We start from the raw sequence: 25,034 nt of genomic DNA, 5'->3' as shown, positions 1-25,034 counted from the left end.
GTCAGCTGCTTGAGTATCCCGTTCTCACCAAGCAGGTCTTCCGGTTTCTGGTAATCAGCCAGCAATCGATCGATCAGGTCGGGCTCTACTATTTTACGTTTGGTCATCGTTCTTCCTTATGGATGACAGTCTCCTGTCTAATGACCGATTACACAAAATTATTTACACCCCCGACCTGCCCTGGTAATAGGTGAATCAGGGTATAGCACCGACGGCTTCTGCATGAGCTTGCTAAATTTGGTCCGAGGATGCAGTCTTTGATTTTTGCCTGATTGAAAGGTCCGATCGGCCCATCAATCGATACCGACACAACTTCCAAGGTTGTTGCACGCGGGGGAGACCAGGCAAAACGATGCAACTTGGCCTCCTTCCATCTTCAGCTTCAATACTTTTATTTCAATTTCGCCTGGATTTTCTGGGCATGCTCAAGGTGGGAGACAAACGCGGGGCGTACCTTTACCAGCAAGGCCTTCAACTCCTCGTTCTTGACGTTGGGCACCAGCTTATTGTCAGCCACATCGATTACTTTTTTGTGGAGGTCGATTTCGCCGTCAATGTAGGCTTTGTCGAAATCCTTGCCGCTCAGGCGCTCTAACTTTTCAAGATTCTTCTTGCCATCTTCGTTCAAGCTCTTGCTGATCGGGTTATCCTGGGGCGTTACATTGAGCTTGGCAGCCAGTTCCTTGGCTTCCTTGTTGACGTCGGTGTGCTCGCCGACCATACGATGGGCGTATGCATGGACGTCTCCGTCAGATGCTTTTTTCTTGGCAAGATTGCCGGCATCGATATCAACCTGATTGGCGGTAACTACGATATGCGCAATTTCAGCATCATTCAGGTCGCCTTTCTTGTTTGTTTCCGCGTGGACTGCAAACGCGGGAAGTATCAAGGCAATTGTCAACATGAGTAAATTTTTCATCGGTTTCTTCTCCTTAATGTTCGATTTATACGGAATGACTGCCATGTCAATAAAAAGGGAACGATTGCCACGTCGATAAAGCTGGCTCGACAATAATGGGGATGCGCCGCGCAAAACTCTGTTCGATAGCAAACATAGGAATCCCACTGTATCTACATGGTTTTTTTACTTTTATTGCGGCGGTAATGCTGAATAGCCGGGGCTGTGCGCTATCGCACGGAACTTGCCCTCGCGCTTCATGAAAATCATGGATATCGCAGCGTTGGCGAAATTAATTTTATTTTAATGCAGGAGACATTCATGGAAAAATCCAAAAAAAATAAAGATGATGAATCAAAGGCAGATGAGCCCGTGGATCAACTGCCTGATGAATCGGATGAAGGTATTCCCGTCAGCGAAGAAACCCGTGGGAATAGAGCCGAAGAAAAAATAGAGAATCGCACCAACAAAAAACAAGAGACGCACGAGGAAGCGAAATCCATCACCGGATCTGAACCGCATCACGATACCAGAAACGAACACCCGGATTCCGGACCTGCTCCTCTCGACCGGTATTAGCCAAGGTCTTCCTGGAAGATAGCCATAGCCCTGAATTCTGGCGGTTCAAACGAAACGGGCACCAGCCAAACCTCCTGTTCCCGATGCCAGAGGCACGATCCCGCGACCTATTGCATGCACAAAACGGCGCGTTTCGTGCATGCTTTGTCCGAGGCAATACGGCTCATTTTATGAATGGTTGAGTGGCTCCAGAGGGCGTGCGCTCCTCCAGGGTTCGCCTGTCTGGATAGCGGGAGATTGTTATGCAGGTAATCTGGGTCCGGTCGGAAAATATCGAAGGCAAAATCGGGAGACCGCTATAGCCGATAAGTAAGATCCAAAGCCAAGTCTGTACGTTCCAATTATCAAGTAGGTGTGATGTGAAACCACCACATTACGCGCTTCGATACCCCCCTTGCTTTAACCCAAATTCTGCGTTTGATTGCTCATTTTTCGGTTCATTTGTCGAACTAAGCATCAATCTTGCCGGTGCCCCGTACTGCTGGGGGTATCAATGACACAGAAGCGCCTTCGGCGAGGCGTATCGCTTGGTCTCCTTGAGCCTTTTTACGCGCTCTCGACCACCGGTAGGTGTACTTTAGTCCAATTGGACTTTGCATCGAAATGGGTATGATGCATTTCTATCGTTCGAAGCCAAAGATGGGCTATCGAAAAATAATCCGCCGGTTAAGTTCTGGATGGCTTGGACGACGTGACGGATACCGATAACAATCTCAGGTGTCCTGATTGTGGAACAGGATTGGCTGACAACTGTAAAGGGCTGGAAGAGGCAGAAAGAAACAGGCCTTATTCAATAATACGCACTGCATATTACTGTTTGAAGAGGGGACACAATGAAATTTGTATCAGTACTCAGAAAAACTTGCATAGCACTTGGGTTGGCAGGCACGCTCATTGCGTTACCTCCTGCTTACGCGAGTTTTTACCACGAAGCGGGCAATGCGGGGATCACGGCTGAAACCGCCGAATACATTTCCTGGGATACGTCAACCATATTCGGCGCGCTGCACGTTAACGATGGCGCCGACGTCTACGGTTTTGAATGGGCGGGCGGGTTCTTCTTTGCCGATACCTTAGGGTCCAATTTCGATACGATGCTGTCACTTTTTGATGAATCAGGCAATGTGCTTGCATTCAACGACGACTTCGAGTAACCACTGTTCTCTCAAGTTTCCATGGAACTCGACCCTGGCAATTATTTTCTCGGGATAACGTATTACCCTAATAATTATGAGAGGGAGATGCAGTATTACCGATTGGAGAAAGGTATTGAAGGGTCTTATCAAATTCAAAAAAGTGTCGCAGCGCCCATTCCGCCGCAATTGCCGATTGTAGGAGAGGACATAACTAATGTTCCTGAGCCGGCAACGCTTGCACTGCTTGCCGTCGGCTTTCTCGGCCTCATGCTCGACCGTCGTCGAAAAACATATCTCATGAGTGACTCTATTTTTCGAGCGCAAACATGAGCGCTGATTTTTTCACGCTACACCGTCCCGAGCCTCAAACATCAGCTTCAGCTTTCAATATGGTGGAATAGGCGGCAGGTTTGAGTAGCCGGCCTCGGCCAATCCCACCTCTTGCTGCGGCGAAGCGTCACCCTTTTCGATGGGTTACGCTTCGCCGTCCCGTCCCCATCCTGCCGGAAACTGATTCTCCGGAATTGAGGAGCTATTTTATGGTGCTGAAAGTATGACAAAAAGAAGGAATCGAATTTCTTTTCATATGGGATTCGCCGTAACATTATTAGCAAATCCCGTTTTAATGCCCTCGGTTCATGCCCAGCAGAATCTCACCTGGGATGCCAATGGTGCGGCGGCGGGCGCCGGTGGTACCGGAAGCTGGGACACGAGTTCTCCAAGCTGGTTCAACGACACTACCTTTCAGGCATGGAATAACCTGGCGTCCGACAATGCGATCTTCGGTGGAACAGCAGGCAGGGTGACGCTCGATACGCCAATCGCGGCGTACAATCTTACCTTCAGTACGAATGGTTATATTATCGATGGCGGCACGCTTACGCTTGGCGGCGCCAGCCCCACGGTTATCGTCGACGCGCCAATGGCGATAATCAACTCGAATCTTGGCGGCAGCAGCGGCTTGAGGAAAGGCGGAGCGGGTACACTGGTCCTGACCGCTGAAAACCTGGGCTTCAGCGGCGTGACGACGGTCACCGACGGCACGCTGCGCGTGGATAATGCTAATGCGCTCGGTACCTCGACGGCAGCTTCCGACCTAGTACTGAACAAGAATTCGACTTTCTTTTTCAATACGGACTTCACGCACGATTACACCCTGATGGGCAACACGGTGAACGTGCAAGGAGGAGAAGGCGCTACCTGGAACGGTTCTCCAACGCTGACGCTGTCGACAATATTGAACTTGAATGGAGCAAACGGCACATTATCGGGGAACCTAGGCGATACCGGCACCCATGTGCTTTACCTGACAAGGGACGGCATGGGTCGCATGACGTTGTCAGGGGACAATACTTATACGGGCGCGACCACGGTAACTCAGGGCATTCTGCAACTGGGTAGTGCGAATGCACTCTCGTCCGGCAGCAACCTGGCGTTCAACGGCGCGATTGGCACAGGCGGCTCAATCGAGTTGACGAGTGTTTCGGGCGATTTTACACGGAATCTTGGCACGGGCGCCGGGCAGGTACGATGGGTCGGAGATGGTGGTTTCCAATCCTCCGGATCGAATCGGGTTGTTAATATTGGTGGCGCCGGTACCACGCTGACGTGGGGGAGCGGCGGTTTTGTGCCTACCGGCAACCGGCTCATCCTGGGTACTTCCAGCAATGCCATGCTTGATTTCCAGAATGGAATAGATCTCGGCAGCGCGCTTCGCACGATTCAGGTCGAGGGTGGTGCCAGCAGCAGCCATGCTCGGATCAATGGTGTCTTGTCTGGAGCCGGCGGGCTCAATATTGCCGGAAACGGTGCATCTCTATTGGAATTGACGGCCGCCAACACCTACACGGGCGGCACGGTTTTGACTTCCAGCACGCTATTGGTGAGCTCGGACGAAAACCTCGGTGCTGCCTCGGGTACGCTTACCTTCAATGGGGCCACGCTGGTAAACACAGCGGCTTTCTCGACGGGGCGCGGCATAACGCTCAACACAGCCAATGATACCTTCCAGACCGATGCGAATCTGGTTGTCAGCGGGGTAATCAGCGGCGGCGGCAGCCTGAACAAGACCGGATCGGGCGCGCTCATCCTGACCGGTGTCAATACCTATGCGGGGGGCACGACAATTGCTGCCGGTACCTTGCAGGTCGGCAACGGCGGCACAACCGGCAGTATCTCGGGCGATGTGATGAATAACGCGGTGCTGACCTTCAATCGTTCCGACGACATCAGCTATGGCGGCATTATCTCCGGTACGGGGTTGCTGAATAAAGAGGGGGCCGGTGTGCTGGCATTGACCGGTGACTCAAGCGGTTTTGGCGGACATATGTTCGTCAATGACGGCACGCTCGCGATAAGCGGGACGCTGGGCGGAATGCTGGATGTGCTGGCGGATGGCCGTCTGCAAAGCACCGGCACGACTGGAACAACCATTACAGCCGGTACAATTGCGCCAGGAAACTCGATCGGCACGCTGACTGTCAACGGCAACTACACCCAGCTCCCCGGATCCACTTATGAGGTGGAGGTTGAGCCGGGCGGCCGCAGCGATCAGATTATCGTCAAGGGGTTGGCGGATATTAAAGGGGGTACGGTTTCCGTTATCCACGCGAGCGGCTATTACGCACCTGGCAGCCGCTATACTATTCTGACAGCCGACGGTGGCTTGACGGGCCGGTTCGATACGCTCACTCAGAATTTACCGCTCATTAATCTCGGCCTGGTCTATGATCCAACCCATGTTTATCTTGATGTGCTCCGGTTTTGCGCTATGGCTGGCACGCGTAATCAGTGTGCTGCCGGGAATGGCGCGGAGAGCCTGGGACCTGGCAATCCGATCTATAGCGCCATCGTTGGCTTACCTGACCAGGAGAGCGTGCGGCAGGCATTCAACAACCTCTCCGGCGAGGGCCACGCGAGTGAAAAAGCTGCAATAATCGAGGACAGCCGCTTCGTGCGTGAAGCTGTCTCTGATCGGGTGAGGCAAGCCTTCAGCACGGATGCCGCGCTGGCCCAGGAAATGCCGGGTCAGACGCTGCAGCGGAATCCGACCACGGGGCGTGCCTTTTGGAGCCGTGCTTTCGGCTCTTTCGGTCATCGCAACGGGGACGGCAATGCCAGCCGTATCAGCCGCAATATCGGCGGGGTCTTCATTGGGGGCGATATGCTGATTGCGGATAAATTTCTCATTGGCATCGCCGGCGGCTACAGTAATGCTTCATATAACGTCAGCCAGCTATTGGCGAGCTCCAGTGATAATTATCATATCTCGGTGTATGGCGGCACACAGTGGGGCCCCCTTGGGCTACGCCTTGGCTCGGCATATGCATGGCATGACCTTGAAACCAACCGAAACATCGCCTTTGCCGGCTTCTCCGATCATGCCAAGGCAAGCTACACTGCACATACCGCCCAGGTATTTGGCGAAATAGGTTACAGTCTGCCGTTTACCACTATATCGCTTGAGCCATTCGGCAGAATTGCCTATGTCAACCTTGATGCGAATAGTTTTCAGGAACGCGGCGGGCCCGCAGCCCTGCGCAGCAAGAAGGATAACCAGGGCACTGCTTATACGACTGTTGGTCTCAACGCCGCTAAAGTATTCTCAAGTTCCGACAGGATGACCACCACATTGCGCGGCTCGCTCGGCTGGCGCTATGCCTTTGGCGAAATGACGCCGATCTCGAGTTTTGCCCTTCCCGGCGGATCTTCCTTTACCACTGCAGGCGTACCGATCGCGGGCGATGCTGTGGTCATGGTCGCGGGCATGGATGTAAATATTGTCAAAGCAGCCACCTTCGGCATTTATTACAACGGGCAGGTATTGCGCAATATCGTGGATAACGGTGTCCGTGCGAATCTCAGCTGGAAATTCTGAGCAATTTTTAAAGGGGACATTCGACTACACCCTTGCAACGTCGATATTATCCTAAATCCTGTAGTTGACCGCTCATTAGGGGCAACCTTACTTTTCTTTCTGTTGTAAGCTTCTATACAATAAGGTGAATATAAAAAACTTTCGCTATCCGCAGGTGAAGCGCATGAATTCTGTTCTCAACAAGCGATAGGATCTATGAGGAGGCGCGGTATGAAGAAAATAAGACCAGAAGGCTCAGCTATCGGTTTTATGCTCGCAATGATAGTTACTGCCGGATTCACCGCTGATGCCGCGCGGGCTGCGCCTGAGAAAGTTCCCGCGCCAGGGTTTGCGTGGAAAGATGGCGCCGAAGTCTACACCACGGTTTGCGCTTATTGTCATGAAGGGGGTCCTGTGGGGCCACAGATTCGTGGTCGTGAGCTTCCTGCAGTGTATATCCGCACGGTGGTGAGAAGCGGATTCCGAGCGATGCCTGCTTTTCGGGCTGCCGAGATCGACGACGAGTCGCTGGCAAAACTGGCTGAATATATCTCGAAGAATTGAATCGACCAGCAGTAACCGATAAGCGCAGGGAGGCTGAACAATGGACGTTAACAGACGTAATCTTATGAAAGGTGCGCTGACCGGCGGGACACTGCTGGCGTTGGGCATTCCTGCGGGCGCGTTTGCAACCCCAACGAGAAGGGTGGAAAGATTCGGCCTACTGCTGGGAAACACACCCGTAGATGCCGCGTTTGCCGCTGGTTTTCGCTCGGCCGCTCAATACTCCGCCAAGGGTGGTGGAGCGGTGGCGGCAGGTGCGAGAGACGGACACGGCTCACCGCAAGTGATAAAGCTGAAAGGTGGACTGCTCAGCGACTATGAGATAGCGGCACGGTTGCTGGAAAAGTCCCGCGGCACACGTTGGGTTGCCGTCATGGATGATGGCAGCGCAGCGGTTTTCACGGAACTGGTGCGGAATGCCGGCGCCAGGTTACTCTTGCTGGGTTCGCATATTTCTTCCGGCCATGCCTCCACGCAAGGCATTTTCCCTGATATTCCCAGGCTTCGCCATGTATGGGCGGGGGCATCGCCTGCGCATAGCGCGGCGGGCATTCTTGCTTCCCAGCTCATTGGGAATCAGGGCGGTTTTTCCATAACAGAGAATTTTTTTTCCGCAGAGCATTCTGCCACGCAGGCGCAGACCGATAGTGCAACGACAGACGGATTTATTCCCGGCTTCCTGACCTATCGGCTTGATGGACCGGATGCGATTCATCTTCATTGCTCCGGTCTTTCGCTCTCGAATGGCTGCGAATCGCTGGGCTGGAGTAGCGCGGGAAGATGGGCGCCTGTTTCGCAGCAGGCCCCCGTGCGTGGAACAGTCATAGGGACCGGGCACCCGCGATCCGCAGGCTGGGTGGAATCGGTAGGGTATGCGGTAATGGCTGCGGCGCTGGGAATGGGTGCGCTTCAGGAATTCTGCTCCAGTCGCGCGTTCGTGCATCGGTCAGTTGCGGGAAACAGAGGCGAACGGATCGATGCGGCGGAGTTTACGTCATTCGTAATCGATATTTAGCGTAGCACCGAGGAGAACAAGCTATGGCCAGCAAATATATTGCACTGCCCAACGGTGTATCCGAAAATACTTTCGATGCCGCCATCAATGAGTTTCGCGCTGTTCTGGGCGAGGCTTCTGTACTCACCAGTGCGGCGCAACTCACGCCCTACATCAAGACCATGATGCCGGTGCCGGACGCAGAGCATGCGCCTTCGGCGGCGCTGCTGGCCACGACGGTGGAGCAGATCCAGAAGATTGTAGGCATCTGCAACAGGTATAAGGTGCCCGTATGGACTATCTCAACCGGAAAGAATCTAGGCTATGGCTCTGCGGCACCGGCCGAGCGCGGCCAGGTCGTGCTCGATCTCAAGCGCATGAACCGTATTCTCGAAGTCGATAAGGATCTGGCTTATGCCCTGGTCGAGCCAGGCGTGACTTACAAGCAGCTCTACGACTACATTGCCGAACACAAGCTGGGTTTGTGGCTATCCTTTCCGGCTCCTTCCGCGATTGCGGGACCGGTCGGCAATACGCTGGACCGTGGAGTCGGGTATACGCCCTATGGCGAGCATTTCATGTATGCATGCGGGATGGAGGTGGTTCTCGCCAATGGCGAGGTACTGCGCACGGGGATGGGCTCCATGCCGAATTCCAATACCTGGCAGGTATTCAAGTGGGGTTACGGCCCCTACCTGGACGGTATCTTTACCCAGTCCAATTACGGCATTGTCACCAAGCTCGGCTTCTGGTTGATGCCTGCACCTCCGGATTTCAAGCCGTTTGTCATTCAGTACCAGAATGAGGACGACATCGTGGAGATCGTAGAAACGATCCGCCCGCTGCGCATCAATGGTGTGATACCCAACGCCGTGGTCATTGCCCACGCATTGTATGAAGCGCCGGTGAAGGCACGTCGAAGCGACTATGTAAAAGGACCGGGTTCGATTCCGGATGAGGCGGTGCGCCAGATCACCAAGGATCACAACCTAGGGATATGGAACGTTTATGCCGCCCTCTATGGCACGCCGGAACAGATTGAGGTGAACTGGAAGATCGTGACGCAGGCATTTGGCAAATCCGGCAAGGCAAAAATCCTGACGGAGGAGGAAGCGGCAGCCGACCCTGCATTTGTGTATCGGGCGAAGCTCATGCGGGGAGAAATGACACTCCAGGAGTTTTCCTTGTACAACTGGCGCGGGGGTGGTGGTTCCATGTGGTTTGCGCCGGTCTCCCAGGCTCGAGGAAGCGAAACGCTCAAACAGATGGCTTTGACCAAGCAGATTCTTGGCAAGCACGGATTGGACTATTCTGGGGAATTCATTGTCGGCATGCGAGACATGCATCATGTCGTCGATGTCTTGTACGATAAGACAAATCCGGAACAGGTGAAGGCGGCATATCAGTGCTTTGATGAGCTGGTGACGACGTTTTCAGCGCAGGGATATGGAATTTATCGCGTTAACACCGCGTTTATGGACAAGGTGGCTGATACTTACGGTCCAGTACAGCGCAACGTCAACAAGATCCTCAAAAAAGCCCTGGATCCCAATGGCATCCTCGCGCCGGGGAAATCCGGCATCCGGTAAATGCATGAGTGCCGTGGGCCTTTGAGAATCAGGCAGTTTTCCATTTAACTGCGGGCGTGGACCTGATCAATCCCCTCACACTTCAGGCAGTCATGTAATACGGATAAGGAGGCGCTACGGATGAGAGAGATCAAGGCGGCGACAATTCGACGGAAGGGCGGCCCCTTCAAGGTGGAAACCCTGATGCTGGATGAGCCTCGTCCCGACGAGGTACTTATCAGAATAGTGGCAACCGGGATGTGCCACACCGATATGGTGGCACGCGACCAGCTGTATGACGTACCCATGCCTGTCGTGCTCGGGCATGAAGGCGCAGGCGTAGTGGAGAAAATCGGTACCAGCGTCAAAAAGGTGGCACCGGGCGATCATGTCGTACTGACCTACATGTGGTGCGGCCACTGCAAGCCCTGCCTGTGCGGCGACCTGACCTATTGCCAAAATTTTTACCCGCTGAACTTTGGCGGTGCGCGGGAAGACGGCACCACCTCCACTTATGAAGCGCATGCTCATGGCACGCATGAGCGGGGCGCGCCCATTCACGACCATTTCTTCGGGCAATCGTCATTTGGCACTTTTTCCCTTGCGCATGAGCGTAACGTGATCAAGGTGTCCGGTAATGCGCCGCTGGAATTGCTCGGCCCGCTCGGTTGCGGCATTCAAACCGGCGCGGGAGCGGTGATGAACTCACTAAAGCTCAACCCCGGCAGCAGTTTCGCGGCTTTTGGCGGTGGCGCGGTAGGGCTGAGCGCCATCATGGCGGCGCGCGTGGCGGGAGCCACCACCATTATCGCCGTTGACGTGGTGCCCTCGCGCCTGGCGCTGGCCATGGAACTCGGAGCAACCCATGCCGTAAATAGCCGCGAAACAGATCCTGTCGAGGCCGTATGCGAAATTACCGGGGGTGGGGCAGATTTTACGCTGGAGTCGAGCGGTCGACCGGCAGTGCTGCGCCAAGCCATTGATGCGCTGGCTACGCGTGGCACCTGTGGCATTGTGGGAGCGCCAGCGCTGGGCACCGAGGCCAGTTTCGATGTGAATGGCGTGATGACGACCGGCAAGCGCATCATCGGAATTATCGAGGGCGACAGCGTTCCCGATCTTTTTATTCCCGCGCTTGTCGAGCTATACATGCAGGGGCGCTTCCCCTTCGACAAACTGGTGAAATTCTACACGCTGGACCAGATCAATCAGGCAGCCGAAGACAGCGAGAAGGGCATAACCATCAAACCCATCATCCGTCTGGAATCCTGAACTGTCGCGTCAACGGGCGCTGTTGGTATGAGATCAACTGTTCGCGGCCATGGAAATGAAACGGCAGCAGCCGTTCAGCCTCCCGCCCAAACCCCGATTCAACTGGGGTTTGGGCGCTTGTCAAACTCAAATTCTTCGGCTTCTTGCTGATGCCCAACCAACCAACATAAGCCCTGCAAGCATCATCGCGTAAGTGGCAGGCTCAGGAACCGGAAGCGCAAGAAGATTCACTCGAGCGACGGTGGACGGGTTGAATGCAAGACCCTCGACATTGACAAACAGCTCATTTCCAACGAACCGAACGTCCGATGGTTGCAAACCGAGAGTTGTCATGCTGTTATCGATCTTCGCACCGATGATGTCTCCGGCAGCAGCGCTATCGAAGCGGAATACATAGGTGTTTTCAAAAGCCGATGCAAATCTCGTGAAAGGGGCCGAGTTATGAAAATCCATCGTGATGTGATCGCTGGCGATATCGATCGCCACGTCAACGAGATTATGTGCAAACCCGGATTGAACCTCTGTAGCCGGGTTGAAGAGATCGGCTACATCAGGGTATTCGACATCCGAACCGATCACCCTGGCGTTTGCGAAGGACGTGACGACGGGAGTGCTTGACGACGTGGCCTGGGCAAGCGTTTGAAGGCTGACCTCCGTACCATTTATTCCCGCATAAGTAGGCATGCTCAGCAGCAGCGCTGCTGTAAGAACAAGTTTCTTCATCTATATCGCTCCGGTTAGTATTATTGACCATCAGAGTTTGCGAGATAAAACGATTCTGCTTGATGCTCGAGTTGGCAGGCTATATTAGTTGCAAGGGCGGCGTAAACTTCACCAGCAGGAGTAGATGCTGGTAATTGGATTCTATAGCTGAATCCGCGCATTAGGTAATTTTTTTTCGAGTAAATAGGCAAAATTTGGGGTGCTGCGCGCATTTGAAGATATCGCACGCCGGCGCGTATCCCGCTTCGCCAGCAATAGCGTCAAGTTTATGTTTTTATGATACAACTGAGCTGATAAAATCAGTACGAAGCAGAAGGACATTTGCAAGGGCTTATGTAGATATTTCTCGGGATACCAATGAAACTAAAACTTCACACCATTATCTGCAGCACACGACCGGGCCGTATCGGGCCGTCCATCGCCAAGTGGTTTCATGAGCTCGCCGTGCAGCATGGAAAGTTCGAAGCGGTGCTGGTCGATCTCGCCGAATTCAATTTGCCGGTTTACGATGAGCCCGAGCATCCCATCCGGCAGAATTACCAGCACGAACATACAAAAAAGTGGGCTGCGAGTGTGAATGCGGCCGATGCCTACGTTTTTGTGACGCCGGAATATAATTTTGGGCCGCCACCCTCTCTTTTGAATGCGCTGGATTATGTGTACAAGGAGTGGAATTACAAACCTGCGGCGACTGTCAGCTATGGTGGAATCTCGGGTGGCTTGCGGGCGGTGCAGATGGAAAAACTCACCTTCACCACGTTAAAAATGATGCCGATACTGGAAGCCGTCGTTGTTCAGAATGCCTCTGGTCATTTCGATGACAACGATAATTTCCTGCCGAGAGATAGTCATAAAACTTCGGGCGTATCATTACTGGATGAACTGCACAGGTGGGCGGAGGCGCTGAAAACGATGAGGCAATGAACTTTTCCTCGATAGGAAGGTTATCATGATCAACTCCATTAGCTAAATGCCACGAACTGGTGCTTTGCTCTTATTGTCGCGCCAGCATCATACGTCGCTGGTGGTTGCGCGTGATGCGCGGCGGGCAGCGAATGAGAAAGACGCAGCTGCACTGACCGGGGCAATTGCCCGTATTGAAGCTCACTGGAAGACCGTGATGGCTGCGCACTTTGATGAGGAGGAGCGATTGATTCGAATTGCGGAGGATACGCTTGAGGCGCAAGCGGTTGCACGTATTCTTGCCGAGCACGCCGAACTGAGGGCGCTTGCCAACGGACCTTGCCCACTTGAGCCAGCCATGCGGTTGCGCAGGTTTGCCGACCTTATCGTAACCCACGTGCGCTTCGAGGAGCGCGTGTTTTTCCCCCAATTGCAGTCGCACCCTTGCATTGCCAATGCTGATGTTTAGGTGGCCCCGGGTCTATTCCACTCACCCCATAAGGAGGAGATTCGCATGAGTTATCCTGATTTTTATGAACAGGCTCCGGTTGTTCGTACCCGCGATCCATTCGCCGAGATGTTGGGTGCGGCGCAAGACGGTATGCTTGAATATCATTACGCCGATGCCGTGCGTCTGGCTGGACATTCCTGCCCTACCGTCGCGGGCGCGTTTCTGATGGGACGAGCGGCGCTGGCTACGCTCTTTCCGGATGAGCCTGCCGAGCGCGGCGCCATTGCCATACATATGCCGGCGCCAGAAAGCGAAGGCACCACCGGCGTGACCGCACAAGTGCTGACTTTGCTTACCGGGGCCGCCTCGGACAATGGTTTTCACGGTATCCAGGGGCGCTTCAGACGCAAGGGATTACTCAGCTTTGCTGAACGCAGAGAGGGCGAAGCCATCAGCTTCAAACGGCTCGACACCGGGGCGGGCGTTACGGTAAGCCTGGATGTCTCTTCTGTCCCGAGCGACCCTGCCCAGGGCGCGCGCATGGCTGCCATTCTGTATGGCAACGCGGACGATGCGCAGCGGGCCGCCTTCGCCAATGCCTGGCAGGACCGTGTGCGGCTGCTGCTGCTTGAGTTTGCCGACGATCCAAGGGTGATACGCGTCACCCCTGTGCAATAGCGCAAGGTAAAAATCTGTATTTTCGAAGATGCCCGCGGTTTCCGGCGGCACATCCGGTTTCAGTTCGTCAACCCTACGCTGACAGTAAAGTCGTTGTTGAATATCTTCCGCACCGCTGCGCTTTCGAGCAACGTCTCGCGGCTGGCGAGCCAATGGTCGACGGCGGTGTCCCCATAGCAATTACGCACGCGATCAGGCGTAAGGAATGTATTATATTTCCCCCAGTGCAGGGTGAAGGGAATACCTGCCGCATCAAGGGCTTCCCAGACCTTGTTGTAGAATGCACGAGTTTCCGGGGTGCTCACCGCATCCATCTCCAGGACTGCCGTGGTGTCGAAGCGGGTGAATCCGAGCAGTGCCCGTGTGCCTTTGACAAAGCGGTGCGAGAGTACCAGCGGCAGGACGACGTTTGCGTCTTTGTAAATCCTGAAAGCAATTTCCATTGCCTCGATCGCACGGGAGACGGGCATGCCGACACCGCAGCCGAGGGTCTTGCCCAAAGTCTTCTCGCCTCGGAAGAGATCGCGAATGATCGCCTTTTTGAAATAAGGAGAGAACTCCGCCTCTACCTGGCTGTTGAGCAATGGCAGGGCCAGCTTGTTTAGCGGGCTGGGAATTTTCCCTACCAGCGCGCCCATAATGTCAAGGCCGGAGGCGCCCAGGCCGGGCTCTCCGGCATTCCATTCCGGCGGTGTGTAATTGTCCGGATCATAGGCCGATTCGTACATTACGAGAACGATGGCTTCGGCAGGGGGCGTGCCCTCGTTGGGGTTGAAGAATATTTCAAAATGGTAGGGTTTGTCTCTGGGCACGGCGTTGGCTACCGCCGGCAGGGGAATCAGCGTCGGGTCGCAGGCGGCGATCGCGGCTTTGAGCGTGGCGTCGTACGGATGCCGGAACCGGACGGCATTCAGAATGAAAAGCGCACGTGTCTCGATCATGACGCCGTGAATAATGCCAAAAGAGCCCAGACTCACCAGCGCAGCATTGAAAAGCGTATCGTCCTGTATGAAATCGGCGCCAATGTTCTGCGCAAAGGCAGGTTGCATCACAGGATATGACTTACGCTCCAGATAGACATGTTTGTTCGGTCCGGTAATAAGGTGCAACCCGACGACCATCTCCTGCATCGCGCCAAAGTTGTAGGCGCCACCATGGGTTCCCGTCGAGACCGCGCCGGCGACGGTCTGGCCGTTGTTTGAGCCGCAACCTTTGATCGACAAGCCGCTGGCAAAGAGATATTCGTTCAGCGCGGCAACCGAGTTGCCGCATTCGACGAAGCGCAGTTTTGCGGCATCGCCCGCATACCCCGAATCGGTCAACGCATGCGGGACCTCGAACGCCAGTCGCAACGCTGTGTTGTCGATCAGACGGCCATTCGTCACGGCGACGGTGCTCAGCGACCACAGGCTGCCGTGCGCGCGCAGAGACTTGCCATCCCGAATGCAAGCCTGGATGATGCCCTGCAATTCCTTTGTCGCTTCATTGTAAGTATCGAAAGGCGGCTTGTCGCCCCGGTCGATGCGGAAGACGTATTCTCCCTCGAGCGTCTGCCTGAAAGAGTCGTGCCGTCCGGTTTCCAGGATGGTGGGCCGGAAGAAGATTCGTCCATTCGAGCTGTTTTCGTGTTGTCCGTTGGGCATGTTCTTGCTTCCTTATTGGTCTGGCAGCCTGTCTGACTTAAAGGAAATCGGCTGCAAAAGCATCTGGCTGATTCATATTTCGCCGCTTTTTCGGTCAATAGAATAACTATTAGCCTTCGAAATCCTCAAAATCTGTCTTCACCCGGTCACTTTTTCGCTGCGATTCTTCAAATCCGACACTGCTGGCTGATACTTATCAAGAAACGTTCCGTGATCGTGATCTTTTTCGCGGCACAGGGAGCGTGCCTGGCCTTGTCGGCGGCGCTTTGCAGCGGAAGTGCACCTCCGTTGGCATCCAAAGACCCAGGGTAATGACTCCGGCAAGATCATGTGCCAGCGTACGGTAGATTACGACATCGTTGATACCCTGGCCATGGCATTCCGCTGCAAAAACCTGGGGATCCAACATCAATCCCCAAAAATACGCGTGCATAGTCTTACTTTGGTAACCCGCAGTATGCCCTTCAGGACTTATAGGGTCCGAATCCGGCACACTGACCTGGAAACTGGCGCAGCCGGACAGGAAAAAAAGACTCATGCAGGCAGCGGTGCACCAGGCGCGAAATTCCTTCCATGTGTTGGGCTCTCTCATGCTTGCGGTTTCCATCACCGCTCTCCTTATCGCATAGTTTGTGGTGCGTTTGAACCCGATGGCTTGGTTGTGGTGGTATAGCTTTGTTTTTTTGGTATCTCGCCGTTTACCGTATAGACCGGGCACGGCTGCTGATAGGCGGGTGCCGCCAGGGATCGTGTTGACGTAATCTTGACCAAACGCCGTGCTGGTGCACCTGTCGTGGCTCCCGCTGCCGCGGTTTCCCCAGCCAGATCAGGCGGATCGCAAGCGACATAACCATTAAATTTGTGAAGAGGCGTGTCCCGCGGCATATAGCTGCCGGGATACTGGAACCCATGCATGTTGTTGTAGCCCGAACTACCGCCCATCGGTGGCATGGGCAACACCACGACCGGCCCGCCAAGCGAAGATCGATCAAGGTGCTGATCCTGTTTATGCGACGCCCCCAAAGGCACAAGGGGGTTATTCATCGCCGGGGGATAAATAAAGGGGCTATCCTGCGCCATCTCCGCAGGGGCGCTGGCTGCAGTGTTCGGGGTTGCAGCCTCCCATCCCTGTGCTGGCGCCTGGCCGGAATATGCCAGACCGAATATGAAGAGCACTACAGGAAGTTTGATCACGGATATCTCAAGAAAGTGTGGGGTATCGAAGCCGGAACCCGGTTGAATCATTATAAACCGGACCGTCCCGGCAGCTTTTATTTATAGCAGCCGCGCGCCAAAAATCAATTTTCATTGTAGCTGAGTCGATTTTACTCCGGTTGGAAACACAGGCGCTTCTTATGGCAAACCGAGTACCGTAATATGGCGGTTTTCCATTCTCTACCGCTTAATATAGAAACCTCTTGACAACGGCTAGTAACGCTGTATAATTCGTTTCCATATTGTGGATTTCCGTGCACGATCACTAAAACTAAAAGCCCGCTACAGCGAGGCTCACATCCACCCGCCTTGCGCGGGTTTTTTATCGACCGCTTTTAAGCGGCTTTTTTTTGCCTGCTCACAAGGGCAATAATATTGAAGAAATTCTTGTACGGCGTAACGTGCCATTGCTTAATGGACGCCAACGCCATATGAAACAGGACCTGCGCTTACGCAGTATTCTGACTCCAGCAAACCCGCCTCGTGCGGGTTTTTTATTGCCCGCTCTCAACAGCTTTTAAAGGCAAACGTAAATGATCAGCAGTCCAGCGATTATAGCAATCATCCTGGCAGTTTTTGTCGCTCTTGCCTTTAGTGGCGGATTCGCAGTCAGCAACTGGCGGTCTGCGTCGGAGATACAGCGGCTCAACTCCAGTAATGCCGTGCTGTCGGCAGCAAACGAAAAATGCGCTACGGACATTCAATCCGTGCGCGGCGCAATGGATGCGCTGGCGGCAGCCTCAGCCATGCGGGATAAAAACGCGGCGGTTGCAATGCGACGTGCAGCGCCGGTTGCAGCGAAACACACAAACCGCGCAAAAAAGATAACGGCTCTTCCGCCGGTGGCATTGGAATATCAATGTGAGGTGTTAACCCGCGAGCAAATAGAGTACGTAAAAAGCCGCCGCCAAAATAACTAGATTGGCAAGCTGAGTTATTCGCCGTTGCATGGGTCGACTATGCGCCTTCTCGCGCCTTGCCTGATGCCAATCGGAATTGGCGTCATGTTGCCTGCCGACGTTGCATGGATTAATTATTCGCCCTCGCGCCATCAAAACCAGATGGTTTTTAACCCTTATTCGTTCAGGTATGCCCATATGGAATTTACGACGCGTTATGCCCGCCTTGCATTGGTATCGGTATTTGTCACGCTGCTGGCTGGTTGCGCTGGCAAGCCGGTAATTCAGACGCAGGTAATCGAAAAACAAATTGCTGTGCCGTGCCGGGTGGAAACCCCACCCGAATGCAAGTCAGCCTATGCGGTTGACCGTACTTCGGCAAAAGACGATGCAGTCACCATCAATAGGGCGCTGCGTGCTGAAATCGAGGAGAGATGGGCATGTGAAGTCAAATTGCTCGCCGCCATGAAAGGCTGCAACAAAGAGATGAAAAAAGAGGGTGTGATGAGCGCTGAAAAAGCCGAACCATGAGTGAATTTGAACGTGAAGTGCTTTCAATGAAAGCAGCGAAGAATCAAGCAGACGCGGTAGCACCTGGAAGAAAAAAGGGAGCTTCGACAATAAAAACACCGGAATTACTGGACGCAATTTTTGCCGGCATTTCGCTTGGTAAATCGGCCCGGGCAATGTGCGTGGAAGTCGGTATCAGTCAACGCGTCTTATGGAACTGGTTGGCGTGCGATGAAGATCTCATGCGGCAATATCTGCGCGCGAAAGAACTTTGTGTGGATGCTTATGCTGAAGAAATCATCGAAATTTCCGACGACGGATCGAAGGATACTTATATCGATGAGAAGGGCAAGCAAGTGATAGATCGAGAGGTCATCGCACGTGCCCAATTGCGCATCGATGCGCGCAAATGGTATGCCGCAAGGCTGGCACCAAGAAAATACGGCGACAAACCACCGGTAATGCACGAGGCGGGGGATACAAAAAAACAGGCGATGCAAAGCGTCGAAGTGGCCTTTGTTTCTACAACCGATGCCGGCAAACAGGTCATATAAAAATATATGGAACCAGGATTTAAGGCATCAAGGGCATCGTGCCATGGCCGCGCATAGGGCGGAATTTCCGGCCAAGCTCCGTTTCCTGTTCGAACCGGCGCGATACAAGGTTCTGTATGGTGGCCGCGGCGGCGCAAAAAGCTGGGGTGTCGCCAGGGCATTACTGATACAGGCGGCTGCTACCCCATTGCGTATTCTTTGCGCGCGAGAGTTCCAGAACTCTATCGTTGAATCTGTGCATCACCTGTTGCAGGCGCAGATCGAGGCAACCGGACTGGAGCCTTTTTATGAAGTGCAAAGCAGCATGATTCGGGGGGCCAATGGCTCCGAATTCATATTTGCCGGGCTGCGCAATAATGTTACCAAAATCAAATCGTTTGAGGGCGTTGATCGGGTTTGGGTCGAAGAGGCGCAGACGGTCGGTAAATCGAGCTGGGATACGCTTATTCCGACTATTCGTAAGGACGGATCGGAAATATGGGTTACTTACAACCCGGAGCTGGAAACAGATGAGACGCACCAGCGATTTGTCGTCACGCCTCCGCCTGACGCCATCGTGGTGAAAATCAACTGGAATGACAACCCATGGTTTCCCGACACCTTGCTTCGGGAAAAAGACGCGTTGAAAGTGCGTGATCCCGATGCTTACCAGAACGTCTGGGAAGGAAATTGCAGGCTGACGCTGGACGGCGCGATCTATGCGAAAGAACTCAGGCTTGCCCAGGAAGAAGGGCGCATCCGGAGCGTGGCCTACGATGCGGCAAAGCAGGTGCATACCTTCTTTGACCTGGGGTGGGCCGATAACACCAGCATATGGTTTGCCCAGGCGGTTGGGAATGAACTCAGGTTGATCGATTATTACAGCAGCAACCAGATGCCGATACAACATTACATCAGTGTGCTGCAAAACAAGGGATATCTATATGGTACTGATTGGTTGCCCCATGATGCGAAAGCCAAAACGCTGGCAACCGGCCGGAGCGTCGAGGAAATCATGCTCGCGGCCGGGCGAAAGGTGCGGATAGTGCCGAATCTGTCAGTTGCCGACGGAATCAATGCCGGGAGAACGATATTCAATCGTTGCTATTTTGATGAACAGAAATGTGCTGAAGGATTGCAGAGCTTGAGGCGTTATCGATTCGATGTAGATCCTGAATCCAGGCAATTCAGCGGCAGGCCATTACACGACTACCACAGCCACGCCGCGGATGCGTTCAGGTATTTTGCTGTATCGGTGGAGGATGAGAAACCCGGTGCCAGCGCGCGCGGTGTCAGCATGAAGGGGTGGCGCGCATGATCGAACAGAAAATCACCTCGGATATATCGGTTGAGGCTTACGACAAGATCTGCCGCGATATCCGTCAGCAGCCGAAATGGCGGCTCGACTCAGACACCGATTGCGATTACTACGACGGCGCCCAGACAACCGCGGAGGTAGTCCAGCGACTGAAGGAAGCGGGCATTCCGCCTCAGGACTCGAATCTGATCAAGCCGACGATCAATGCCGTGCTGGGTCTGGAAGCGCGTAGTCGCACCGACTATAAAGTCACCTCGGACGACGAGAGCCAGGCCGAGATCGCAGAAGGCCTTTCCGCACGGATCAAGGAGGCGGAAACCGAGTCACGCGCCGACCGCGCAATGTCCGACGCCTATTCCAGCATGATTCGTGCCGGTATTGGCTGGGTTGAAGTGTCCCGCGAATTCGATCCGCTGAAATATCCATATCGCGTGCGGGAAGTGCACCGTAACGAGATCTACTGGGACTGGACAGCGAAGGAACCTGATTTGTCCGACGCGCGCTATCTGAGGCGTGATAAATGGGTAGACCGTCTGCAAGCGTCATTAATGCTGCCGGATCAGGCCGAACTCATCCAGAACAGTTGGTGTGGATGGAACAACCTGGACGTCTATGATGGAACTGACACCGGCATGGCCAGAGCCTATGAGATCGAGCAAGCCTGGGGTCAGGGCCAACAGGATTACCTGAACCGAAATTCGGGCATGGTCAGGCTTTCCGAGTTGTGGTACCGGCATTTCGAGGAGGGGTATGTGCTGGCGTTGCCGGACGGTAAAGCCATCGAATACCGCGAGGAGAATCCGTACCATCAGATGGCGGTAGTACAAGGACGGGTACAGGTACAGAAATCGCTGCTCGCAAGGACGCGCGTCTCGATCTGGCTGGGGCCGCATAAATTGATGGATGTGCCAAGCCCGTTGCCGAATACGGATTTCCCTTATGTTCCGTTCTGGTGTTTTCGCAAAGACCGGAGCAGAGCGCCCTACGGGCTGATTCGCGACATGCGCGGGCCGCAGGATCAGATTATCGACCTGGATATTCTGCTCTATGAGGTCCTGAATTCGGTAAAAGTCGAAGTGGACAACGACGCGCTCGACCTCAGCCAGAATTCATATCACGAGGTCGCCCAGAATATCAGCAGCCTGCGATCGATGACTGTTCTGAATGCCCAGCGCCGGAATACTGCGGGATTCAAGGTAACGCGCGAGCACCAGCTTGCAGCCCAAGTGTTCCAGTTGATGCAGGAGCGCAAGCGGAGAATCGAGGAAGTCGGCGGCATATACCGGGCCATGCTGGGGGCGGATACCACGGCCACCAGCGGCGTCGCCATCAATAACCTGGTAGAGCAGGGTTCCACCGTTCTGGCGGAGCCCAACGATAATTTTCGCTACGCCCGGCGAATGGTCGGGCAGCAGCTTCTGGCACTCATCAAGCAGGACATGCTGGGCAACGCAACCGCCGTGGCCGTCAAGCGTGGAGCGGGCCAGAAGATCGTGTACTTCAACCGCCAGATAGTTACCGATGCCGGTCCGGTAGTGGAAAACGATATCGCAACCGCCCAGGTCAAGGTCGTGCTGGAAGATATACCTGCCACGCCCAGTTTTCGGGCGCAGCAGTTGCGATCATTCAGCCAGATCGTACAGGCGGCTCCGCCGGCTTACCAGGCCGTGTTATATCCAGCCATGCTAGAACTGTCCGATGTACCTAACCGGCATGAACTGGCGGATCAACTGCGAAAGGTCGGTGGCGTGGACGCAGCAGACCAGCGGACTCAACTCATGCGGGAGCAGTTCCAGGCCACGATGGAACAACAGCAGCTGGCTATGGCCGGGTTGCAGGAGCAATTGGTCAAGGCGCAGCAGGCATTGACTGACAAGTCGCGTGAGTTGGACCTTAAGGAGCGGAACCTGGATATTGAAGAAGAGAAGTTTGAGGTGGACACCCAGTTGAAGATCGAAGAATTACAGTTAAAGCATACCGATACCGCATTTTAGTGAAGGAGAAAACATGATCAGGTTTTTAAATGATGAAACCGTTGCAGGACACCGGTTCGGAAAAGGCGCGATAGCGCGGTTCGACTCAGCAACGGAGGCGCAGCTTATTGCCGCGGCAGACGCTGAAAATTATCCAGTGATCTTGCGGCCGGTTGAGATGCTTTCCGGGTCGGCTGTCGCGGTATCTTGCGCATCGACCGGTTTTGATGAAGTGCTTGCTTCGTTCACTATTGCTCCGGGGATAGTCGGAGTCAATAGTATCCTGCAGGTCGAGCCGTTATGGACGTTTACGAGTAGCGCAAATAACAAGATTTTGAAGGTCAGGCTCGGCGGCGCGACGATCTACAATGCCGCGCGCACCACTTCGGTAAACGAGGCGCCGCTGATCGTGCTGGCGAACCGGAATTCGCTCATGTCGCAGATACAGCCATATGATTATGGCTATGGAGCGGCCGGAGCAGGAGTGCCTGCGACGTACGCGATAGATTTTTCCCAGCCGGTGGATGTCGAGATCACTGGTCAGCTTGCCATCAGCGGAGATAGCCTGAAGCTCGAATACTTCCGCGTCCTGCATTTCGTGGGGGCCTGATGACTACCTGGTACGTAAGACCGGATACGAGTCACTCGACCACGCGTAACGGCATGTCATACGCAACTGCCTGGGGCGGCTGGTCTGCAATCGTCTGGGGTGGCGCGGGAGTGATTGCTGGCGATACGCTCTATGTCTGTGGGACACACGCCATCACATCCTCTATCGTCGTGGGCAATCATGGCGCAACAGTAAATAACAGAGTGACAATCAGCGGCGGCTATGCAGCGGATCGCGGCTCGATAATTGCCTCGGCAGACGGCGGAGTGTTTTTGCAGGTTCCTCGAAACTACACGAGTATTACCAACCTCACGATCACGGCCAAAAAGAGCTTTTGCATTTATCTATACGCTGCCGCCTCGATTACCGGCGTCACGATAGAAGGCTGTGTTCTCAACGGCGGCAGCGCCTCAATAATCAGCCTGGACTACACGAATAATGTAATCCATACCGATCTGACCATACGCAACAATGATTTTATTGGTGGGTCTGGTAGCAATCTTGGTTCAGCGATTAGCTGGATCGGAGCCGCATCTGGCGCACCCCTCACGATGCTGAATCGGGTGAGTGTCATAAATAACCGCTTTATCGGGTGTTCCTCGGCAAGGGCGGTCATTGAAATGTGGATCCAGCCTGGCGCTAATCTTGGTACGAAAATGACCGATATCGTTGCATCCGGAAATACATTCATCAGCTGCAGCGCAGTGGCGATGGAGATTTACTCAGAAATTTATGGGCGAAATAGCGGGATAAGGATAACCGACAACATCATACGTAATCAGAAAATGATGGGAACCCTGGGCGGAGGGTTCGCTATCGGCGGCTTCAGTCCATCGACGACAGATGGTTTTGGGGCAAACGTCATTGCCAGAAATAAAGGTTATGGGCTAAGCGGTGTTACCGGCATGATCAATGTATTTTACGGAACGTACCGCGTATATGACAACGTTGGCGAGGATATCACCACCAGCACGATAGACGGAACCGGTATTCTCTTCGATCACAAGTGCGATAGCAGCGTTGCGTACGGGAACAAATTCTCCCGTCTGATGGGCGTGCCGGGTGTCTATTATAGTGGTAACGGGATCACGATCCTCGATGCGACAAACATCGAAGTGTACGGAAATGTGATCGAGGATGCGTACTGCGGCATTCACTTCGGCAATAAGGAGGCCGGGCAGTCCTCGAACATTCATAACAACACGTTCATAAGATGTTCCATGGCGGTAGATGTAAGCACGGCTGCTGATAAAACCAGCAATTTTGTTCGCAATAACATATTCACCGCCGCTGGCGCTGTTACCTCGGTGCGCGTTTCGGGCGGAATCTGGACAGGTGAATCGAATAACGCTTTTTCAGGCTTTGGAAGTTCCTTAGGGCACGCGATCAGCACTACAAGCGTCACTGCCAATCCAGAGCTTGACGCCGATTACCGGCCTCGGTCCACTGTGCTTGTGCGTAAAGGGACCTATCTGGGCGGCAGGGATTTCAACGGCAAGCATTTTTATAACCCTCCTAATATCGGCGCGGTGGATGATGTAACGGTGACGCCGCGCTATGCGCTGACGCAAAGCTGATATTCACATGGATCAACATACTGAGCCGCCTGGAGCGGCTTTTTTAATGGTTTCACGTAATACGCGCTAACGGCGATACCGTAGTTTTTATCAATCCTGCCCAGATCAGTACGGGCAGCCCGCTCACTGGGTCAAGCAGTTGGAGGAAACGGTAATGGAAATGGATCAGCTTACGGATGAGCAAATTGCAAACCTTACGCCCGAACAGATCGAGATGCTGGAGAACGAACCAGGCCGTCTTGCTGAAATTCTGGGCGAACAAGCGGTAGCAGATGAGCCCAGGCAGGAAGAGGGAACAGGTGCGCCCGGTGGCAGAAGCAGCATCATGGGTGAAGATGAGCCCATCGTTCTGAACAAGAGCGGCAAGGGAACCATTCCTTACGAGAAGCACAAGGAATTGCGCGTGGAAAACTCGGCGCTGCGCGAGCAACTGAAATCCGCGCAGATGGAAAACAGCAAGGTCGCCGAGAAGCTTGGGGCGCTTTTGAAGAAAAAAGATAACGCGACAGGTACAAGTACTGCGGTGGCGGATGATGCCATCGAAAAACACCTGGAGCTTATCAGGAGCGATATGCCCGAGCTGCACAAGGTAATCAGCGCGGTTCTTGAAGGAAGCCGGAAGCAAGGCGAAAAGCTGGAAAAAACGCTCGAAGAACTGAAGCGCGAAAAGGAGGAGTCCGACCGTGCAGCCCAGTTGAGTATCCAGGAGCAGGTCGCCGAAGCCAAGGAAAATACGCCTGACCTCGTCCATTGGGAAAGCAACGATCCGCAAGCCTGGGATGAAGCCCTGAAGCAGGATGAGATTCTGAGAACCAGTATCCGATGGTCGGGAAGGCCTTATTCCGAACGGTTCGAGGAAGTCGTCCGCCGCGTCAGGGCAATCATGCCGGAAGCCTCCTTACCAACGAAGCATGCCGGCCACGAGCAAACGAAAGCCGATGCGAAAGCAAAGCTTGAGAGCGCTCCAGTACGAAAACCCACAACCCTGTCGGATATTCAGGGCGGTGCAAATCCGGCGTCCGAGCGAGAGCAGATCGACAACCTGAGCCCGCATGAACTGGCTCGAAAGTTGATGCAAATGCCGTCGCAAAAAGCCGCCGCCCTGAGAGCCGAACTTGATTAAGGAATAATGAA

The 25,034-nt window shown here is 54.1% G+C and carries 24 protein-coding genes; 19 read left to right on the top strand and 5 right to left on the bottom strand.

Annotated features, from left to right (window positions below):
• Positions 1–391: 391 nt before the first annotated feature.
• A complete protein-coding gene (locus tag BLP78_RS12985) occupies positions 392–919 on the bottom strand; it encodes a DUF4142 domain-containing protein (RefSeq protein WP_090459835.1) in 528 nt (175 codons plus the stop codon).
• Between the two features lie 300 nt (positions 920–1,219).
• Here BLP78_RS12985 and BLP78_RS12980 point away from each other — a divergent pair, with 300 nt between their 5' ends.
• The 8 genes from BLP78_RS12980 (at position 1,220) to BLP78_RS12945 (ending at position 10,867) form a co-directional block, all read left to right on the top strand.
• Complete coding sequence (locus tag BLP78_RS12980; RefSeq protein ID WP_143002962.1) at positions 1,220–1,477, top strand: hypothetical protein; 258 nt, start codon at positions 1,220–1,222, stop codon at positions 1,475–1,477.
• Between the two features lie 833 nt (positions 1,478–2,310).
• Positions 2,311–2,631 carry a DVUA0089 family protein gene (locus BLP78_RS12975; RefSeq protein WP_090459831.1) on the top strand — a complete coding sequence of 107 codons (321 nt, stop codon included), beginning with the start codon at positions 2,311–2,313 and terminating at the stop codon, positions 2,629–2,631.
• Between the two features lie 21 nt (positions 2,632–2,652).
• Positions 2,653–2,943: a PEP-CTERM sorting domain-containing protein gene (locus BLP78_RS12970; RefSeq protein WP_090459829.1), complete on the top strand. Its 291-nt coding sequence runs from the start codon at positions 2,653–2,655 to the stop codon at positions 2,941–2,943.
• A gap of 295 nt (positions 2,944–3,238) precedes the next feature.
• Positions 3,239–6,490, top strand: a complete 3,252-nt coding sequence (locus tag BLP78_RS12965; RefSeq protein ID WP_176752866.1) for an autotransporter outer membrane beta-barrel domain-containing protein — start codon at positions 3,239–3,241, stop codon at positions 6,488–6,490.
• 210 nt (positions 6,491–6,700) lie between these two features.
• Positions 6,701–7,033 (top strand): c-type cytochrome, encoded by a 333-nt coding sequence (locus tag BLP78_RS12960; RefSeq protein WP_090459825.1) that lies wholly within the window; start codon positions 6,701–6,703, stop codon positions 7,031–7,033.
• Positions 7,034–7,073: 40 nt separating this feature from the next.
• Positions 7,074–8,048, top strand: coding sequence for a hypothetical protein (locus BLP78_RS12955; protein ID WP_143002961.1), 975 nt, complete (start codon positions 7,074–7,076; stop codon positions 8,046–8,048).
• A gap of 23 nt (positions 8,049–8,071) precedes the next feature.
• Positions 8,072–9,616, top strand: coding sequence for an FAD-binding oxidoreductase (locus BLP78_RS12950; RefSeq protein ID WP_090459821.1), 1,545 nt, complete (start codon positions 8,072–8,074; stop codon positions 9,614–9,616).
• 120 nt (positions 9,617–9,736) lie between these two features.
• Positions 9,737–10,867, top strand: a complete 1,131-nt coding sequence (locus tag BLP78_RS12945) for an NAD(P)-dependent alcohol dehydrogenase (protein WP_090459819.1) — start codon at positions 9,737–9,739, stop codon at positions 10,865–10,867.
• 126 nt (positions 10,868–10,993) lie between these two features.
• Here BLP78_RS12945 and BLP78_RS12940 read toward each other — a convergent pair whose 3' ends face one another.
• Positions 10,994–11,590 carry a PEP-CTERM sorting domain-containing protein gene (locus tag BLP78_RS12940; protein WP_090459817.1) on the bottom strand — a complete coding sequence of 199 codons (597 nt, stop codon included), beginning with the start codon at positions 11,588–11,590 and terminating at the stop codon, positions 10,994–10,996.
• A 357-nt stretch (positions 11,591–11,947) separates the two neighbouring features.
• Here BLP78_RS12940 and BLP78_RS12930 point away from each other — a divergent pair, with 357 nt between their 5' ends.
• Genes BLP78_RS12930 through BLP78_RS12920 form a run of 3 tightly spaced genes read left to right on the top strand, consistent with a single transcriptional unit; the run spans position 11,948 to position 13,622 of the window.
• The gene (locus tag BLP78_RS12930) at positions 11,948–12,514 is read left to right on the top strand and encodes an NADPH-dependent FMN reductase (RefSeq protein ID WP_090459813.1); all 567 of its coding nucleotides are present in this window, start codon (positions 11,948–11,950) and stop codon (positions 12,512–12,514) included.
• Between the two features lie 46 nt (positions 12,515–12,560).
• Positions 12,561–12,962: a hemerythrin domain-containing protein gene (locus BLP78_RS12925; protein ID WP_090459811.1), complete on the top strand. Its 402-nt coding sequence runs from the start codon at positions 12,561–12,563 to the stop codon at positions 12,960–12,962.
• A 45-nt stretch (positions 12,963–13,007) separates the two neighbouring features.
• On the top strand, positions 13,008–13,622 hold the full coding sequence (locus BLP78_RS12920; protein WP_090459809.1) for a hypothetical protein: 615 nt from the start codon (positions 13,008–13,010) through the stop codon (positions 13,620–13,622).
• A gap of 59 nt (positions 13,623–13,681) precedes the next feature.
• Here BLP78_RS12920 and BLP78_RS12915 read toward each other — a convergent pair whose 3' ends face one another.
• The 3 genes from BLP78_RS12915 to BLP78_RS12905 form a co-directional block, all read right to left on the bottom strand.
• Complete coding sequence (locus tag BLP78_RS12915) at positions 13,682–15,265, bottom strand: FAD-binding protein (protein WP_090459806.1); 1,584 nt, start codon at positions 15,263–15,265, stop codon at positions 13,682–13,684.
• Positions 15,266–15,461: 196 nt separating this feature from the next.
• Positions 15,462–15,803, bottom strand: coding sequence for a Bor/Iss family lipoprotein (locus tag BLP78_RS16300; protein ID WP_371128884.1), 342 nt, complete (start codon positions 15,801–15,803; stop codon positions 15,462–15,464).
• A gap of 80 nt (positions 15,804–15,883) precedes the next feature.
• Positions 15,884–16,459, bottom strand: a complete 576-nt coding sequence (locus tag BLP78_RS12905) for a hypothetical protein (protein WP_143002960.1) — start codon at positions 16,457–16,459, stop codon at positions 15,884–15,886.
• Positions 16,460–17,013: 554 nt separating this feature from the next.
• Here BLP78_RS12905 and BLP78_RS12900 point away from each other — a divergent pair.
• From BLP78_RS12900 to BLP78_RS12865, 8 genes are all read left to right on the top strand, one after another.
• A complete protein-coding gene (locus BLP78_RS12900; RefSeq protein ID WP_090459800.1) occupies positions 17,014–17,400 on the top strand; it encodes a hypothetical protein in 387 nt (128 codons plus the stop codon).
• A 63-nt stretch (positions 17,401–17,463) separates the two neighbouring features.
• Positions 17,464–17,910, top strand: a complete 447-nt coding sequence (locus BLP78_RS12895) for a hypothetical protein (RefSeq protein ID WP_143002959.1) — start codon at positions 17,464–17,466, stop codon at positions 17,908–17,910.
• On the top strand, positions 17,907–18,443 hold the full coding sequence (locus tag BLP78_RS12890; protein ID WP_090459797.1) for a terminase small subunit-like protein: 537 nt from the start codon (positions 17,907–17,909) through the stop codon (positions 18,441–18,443). Before BLP78_RS12895 ends, BLP78_RS12890 begins: the two co-directional genes overlap by 4 nt.
• Positions 18,444–18,486: 43 nt before the next feature.
• Positions 18,487–19,740: a PBSX family phage terminase large subunit gene (locus BLP78_RS12885; protein WP_090459795.1), complete on the top strand. Its 1,254-nt coding sequence runs from the start codon at positions 18,487–18,489 to the stop codon at positions 19,738–19,740.
• Positions 19,737–21,734, top strand: coding sequence for a portal protein (locus BLP78_RS12880; protein WP_090459842.1), 1,998 nt, complete (start codon positions 19,737–19,739; stop codon positions 21,732–21,734). Before BLP78_RS12885 ends, BLP78_RS12880 begins: the two co-directional genes overlap by 4 nt.
• A gap of 13 nt (positions 21,735–21,747) precedes the next feature.
• Positions 21,748–22,323, top strand: coding sequence for a hypothetical protein (locus BLP78_RS12875; protein WP_090459794.1), 576 nt, complete (start codon positions 21,748–21,750; stop codon positions 22,321–22,323).
• The gene (locus BLP78_RS12870) at positions 22,323–23,900 is read left to right on the top strand and encodes a NosD domain-containing protein (RefSeq protein WP_143002958.1); all 1,578 of its coding nucleotides are present in this window, start codon (positions 22,323–22,325) and stop codon (positions 23,898–23,900) included. Before BLP78_RS12875 ends, BLP78_RS12870 begins: the two co-directional genes overlap by 1 nt.
• 154 nt (positions 23,901–24,054) lie before the next feature.
• Complete coding sequence (locus BLP78_RS12865) at positions 24,055–25,023, top strand: hypothetical protein (protein WP_090459790.1); 969 nt, start codon at positions 24,055–24,057, stop codon at positions 25,021–25,023.
• Positions 25,024–25,034: the final 11 nt, after the last annotated feature.

Source organism: Nitrosospira sp. Nsp1 (assembly GCF_900100985.1).
Taxonomy (GTDB): Bacteria; Pseudomonadota; Gammaproteobacteria; order Burkholderiales; family Nitrosomonadaceae; genus Nitrosospira.
This window is presented reverse-complemented; position numbering and strand designations above follow the sequence as displayed.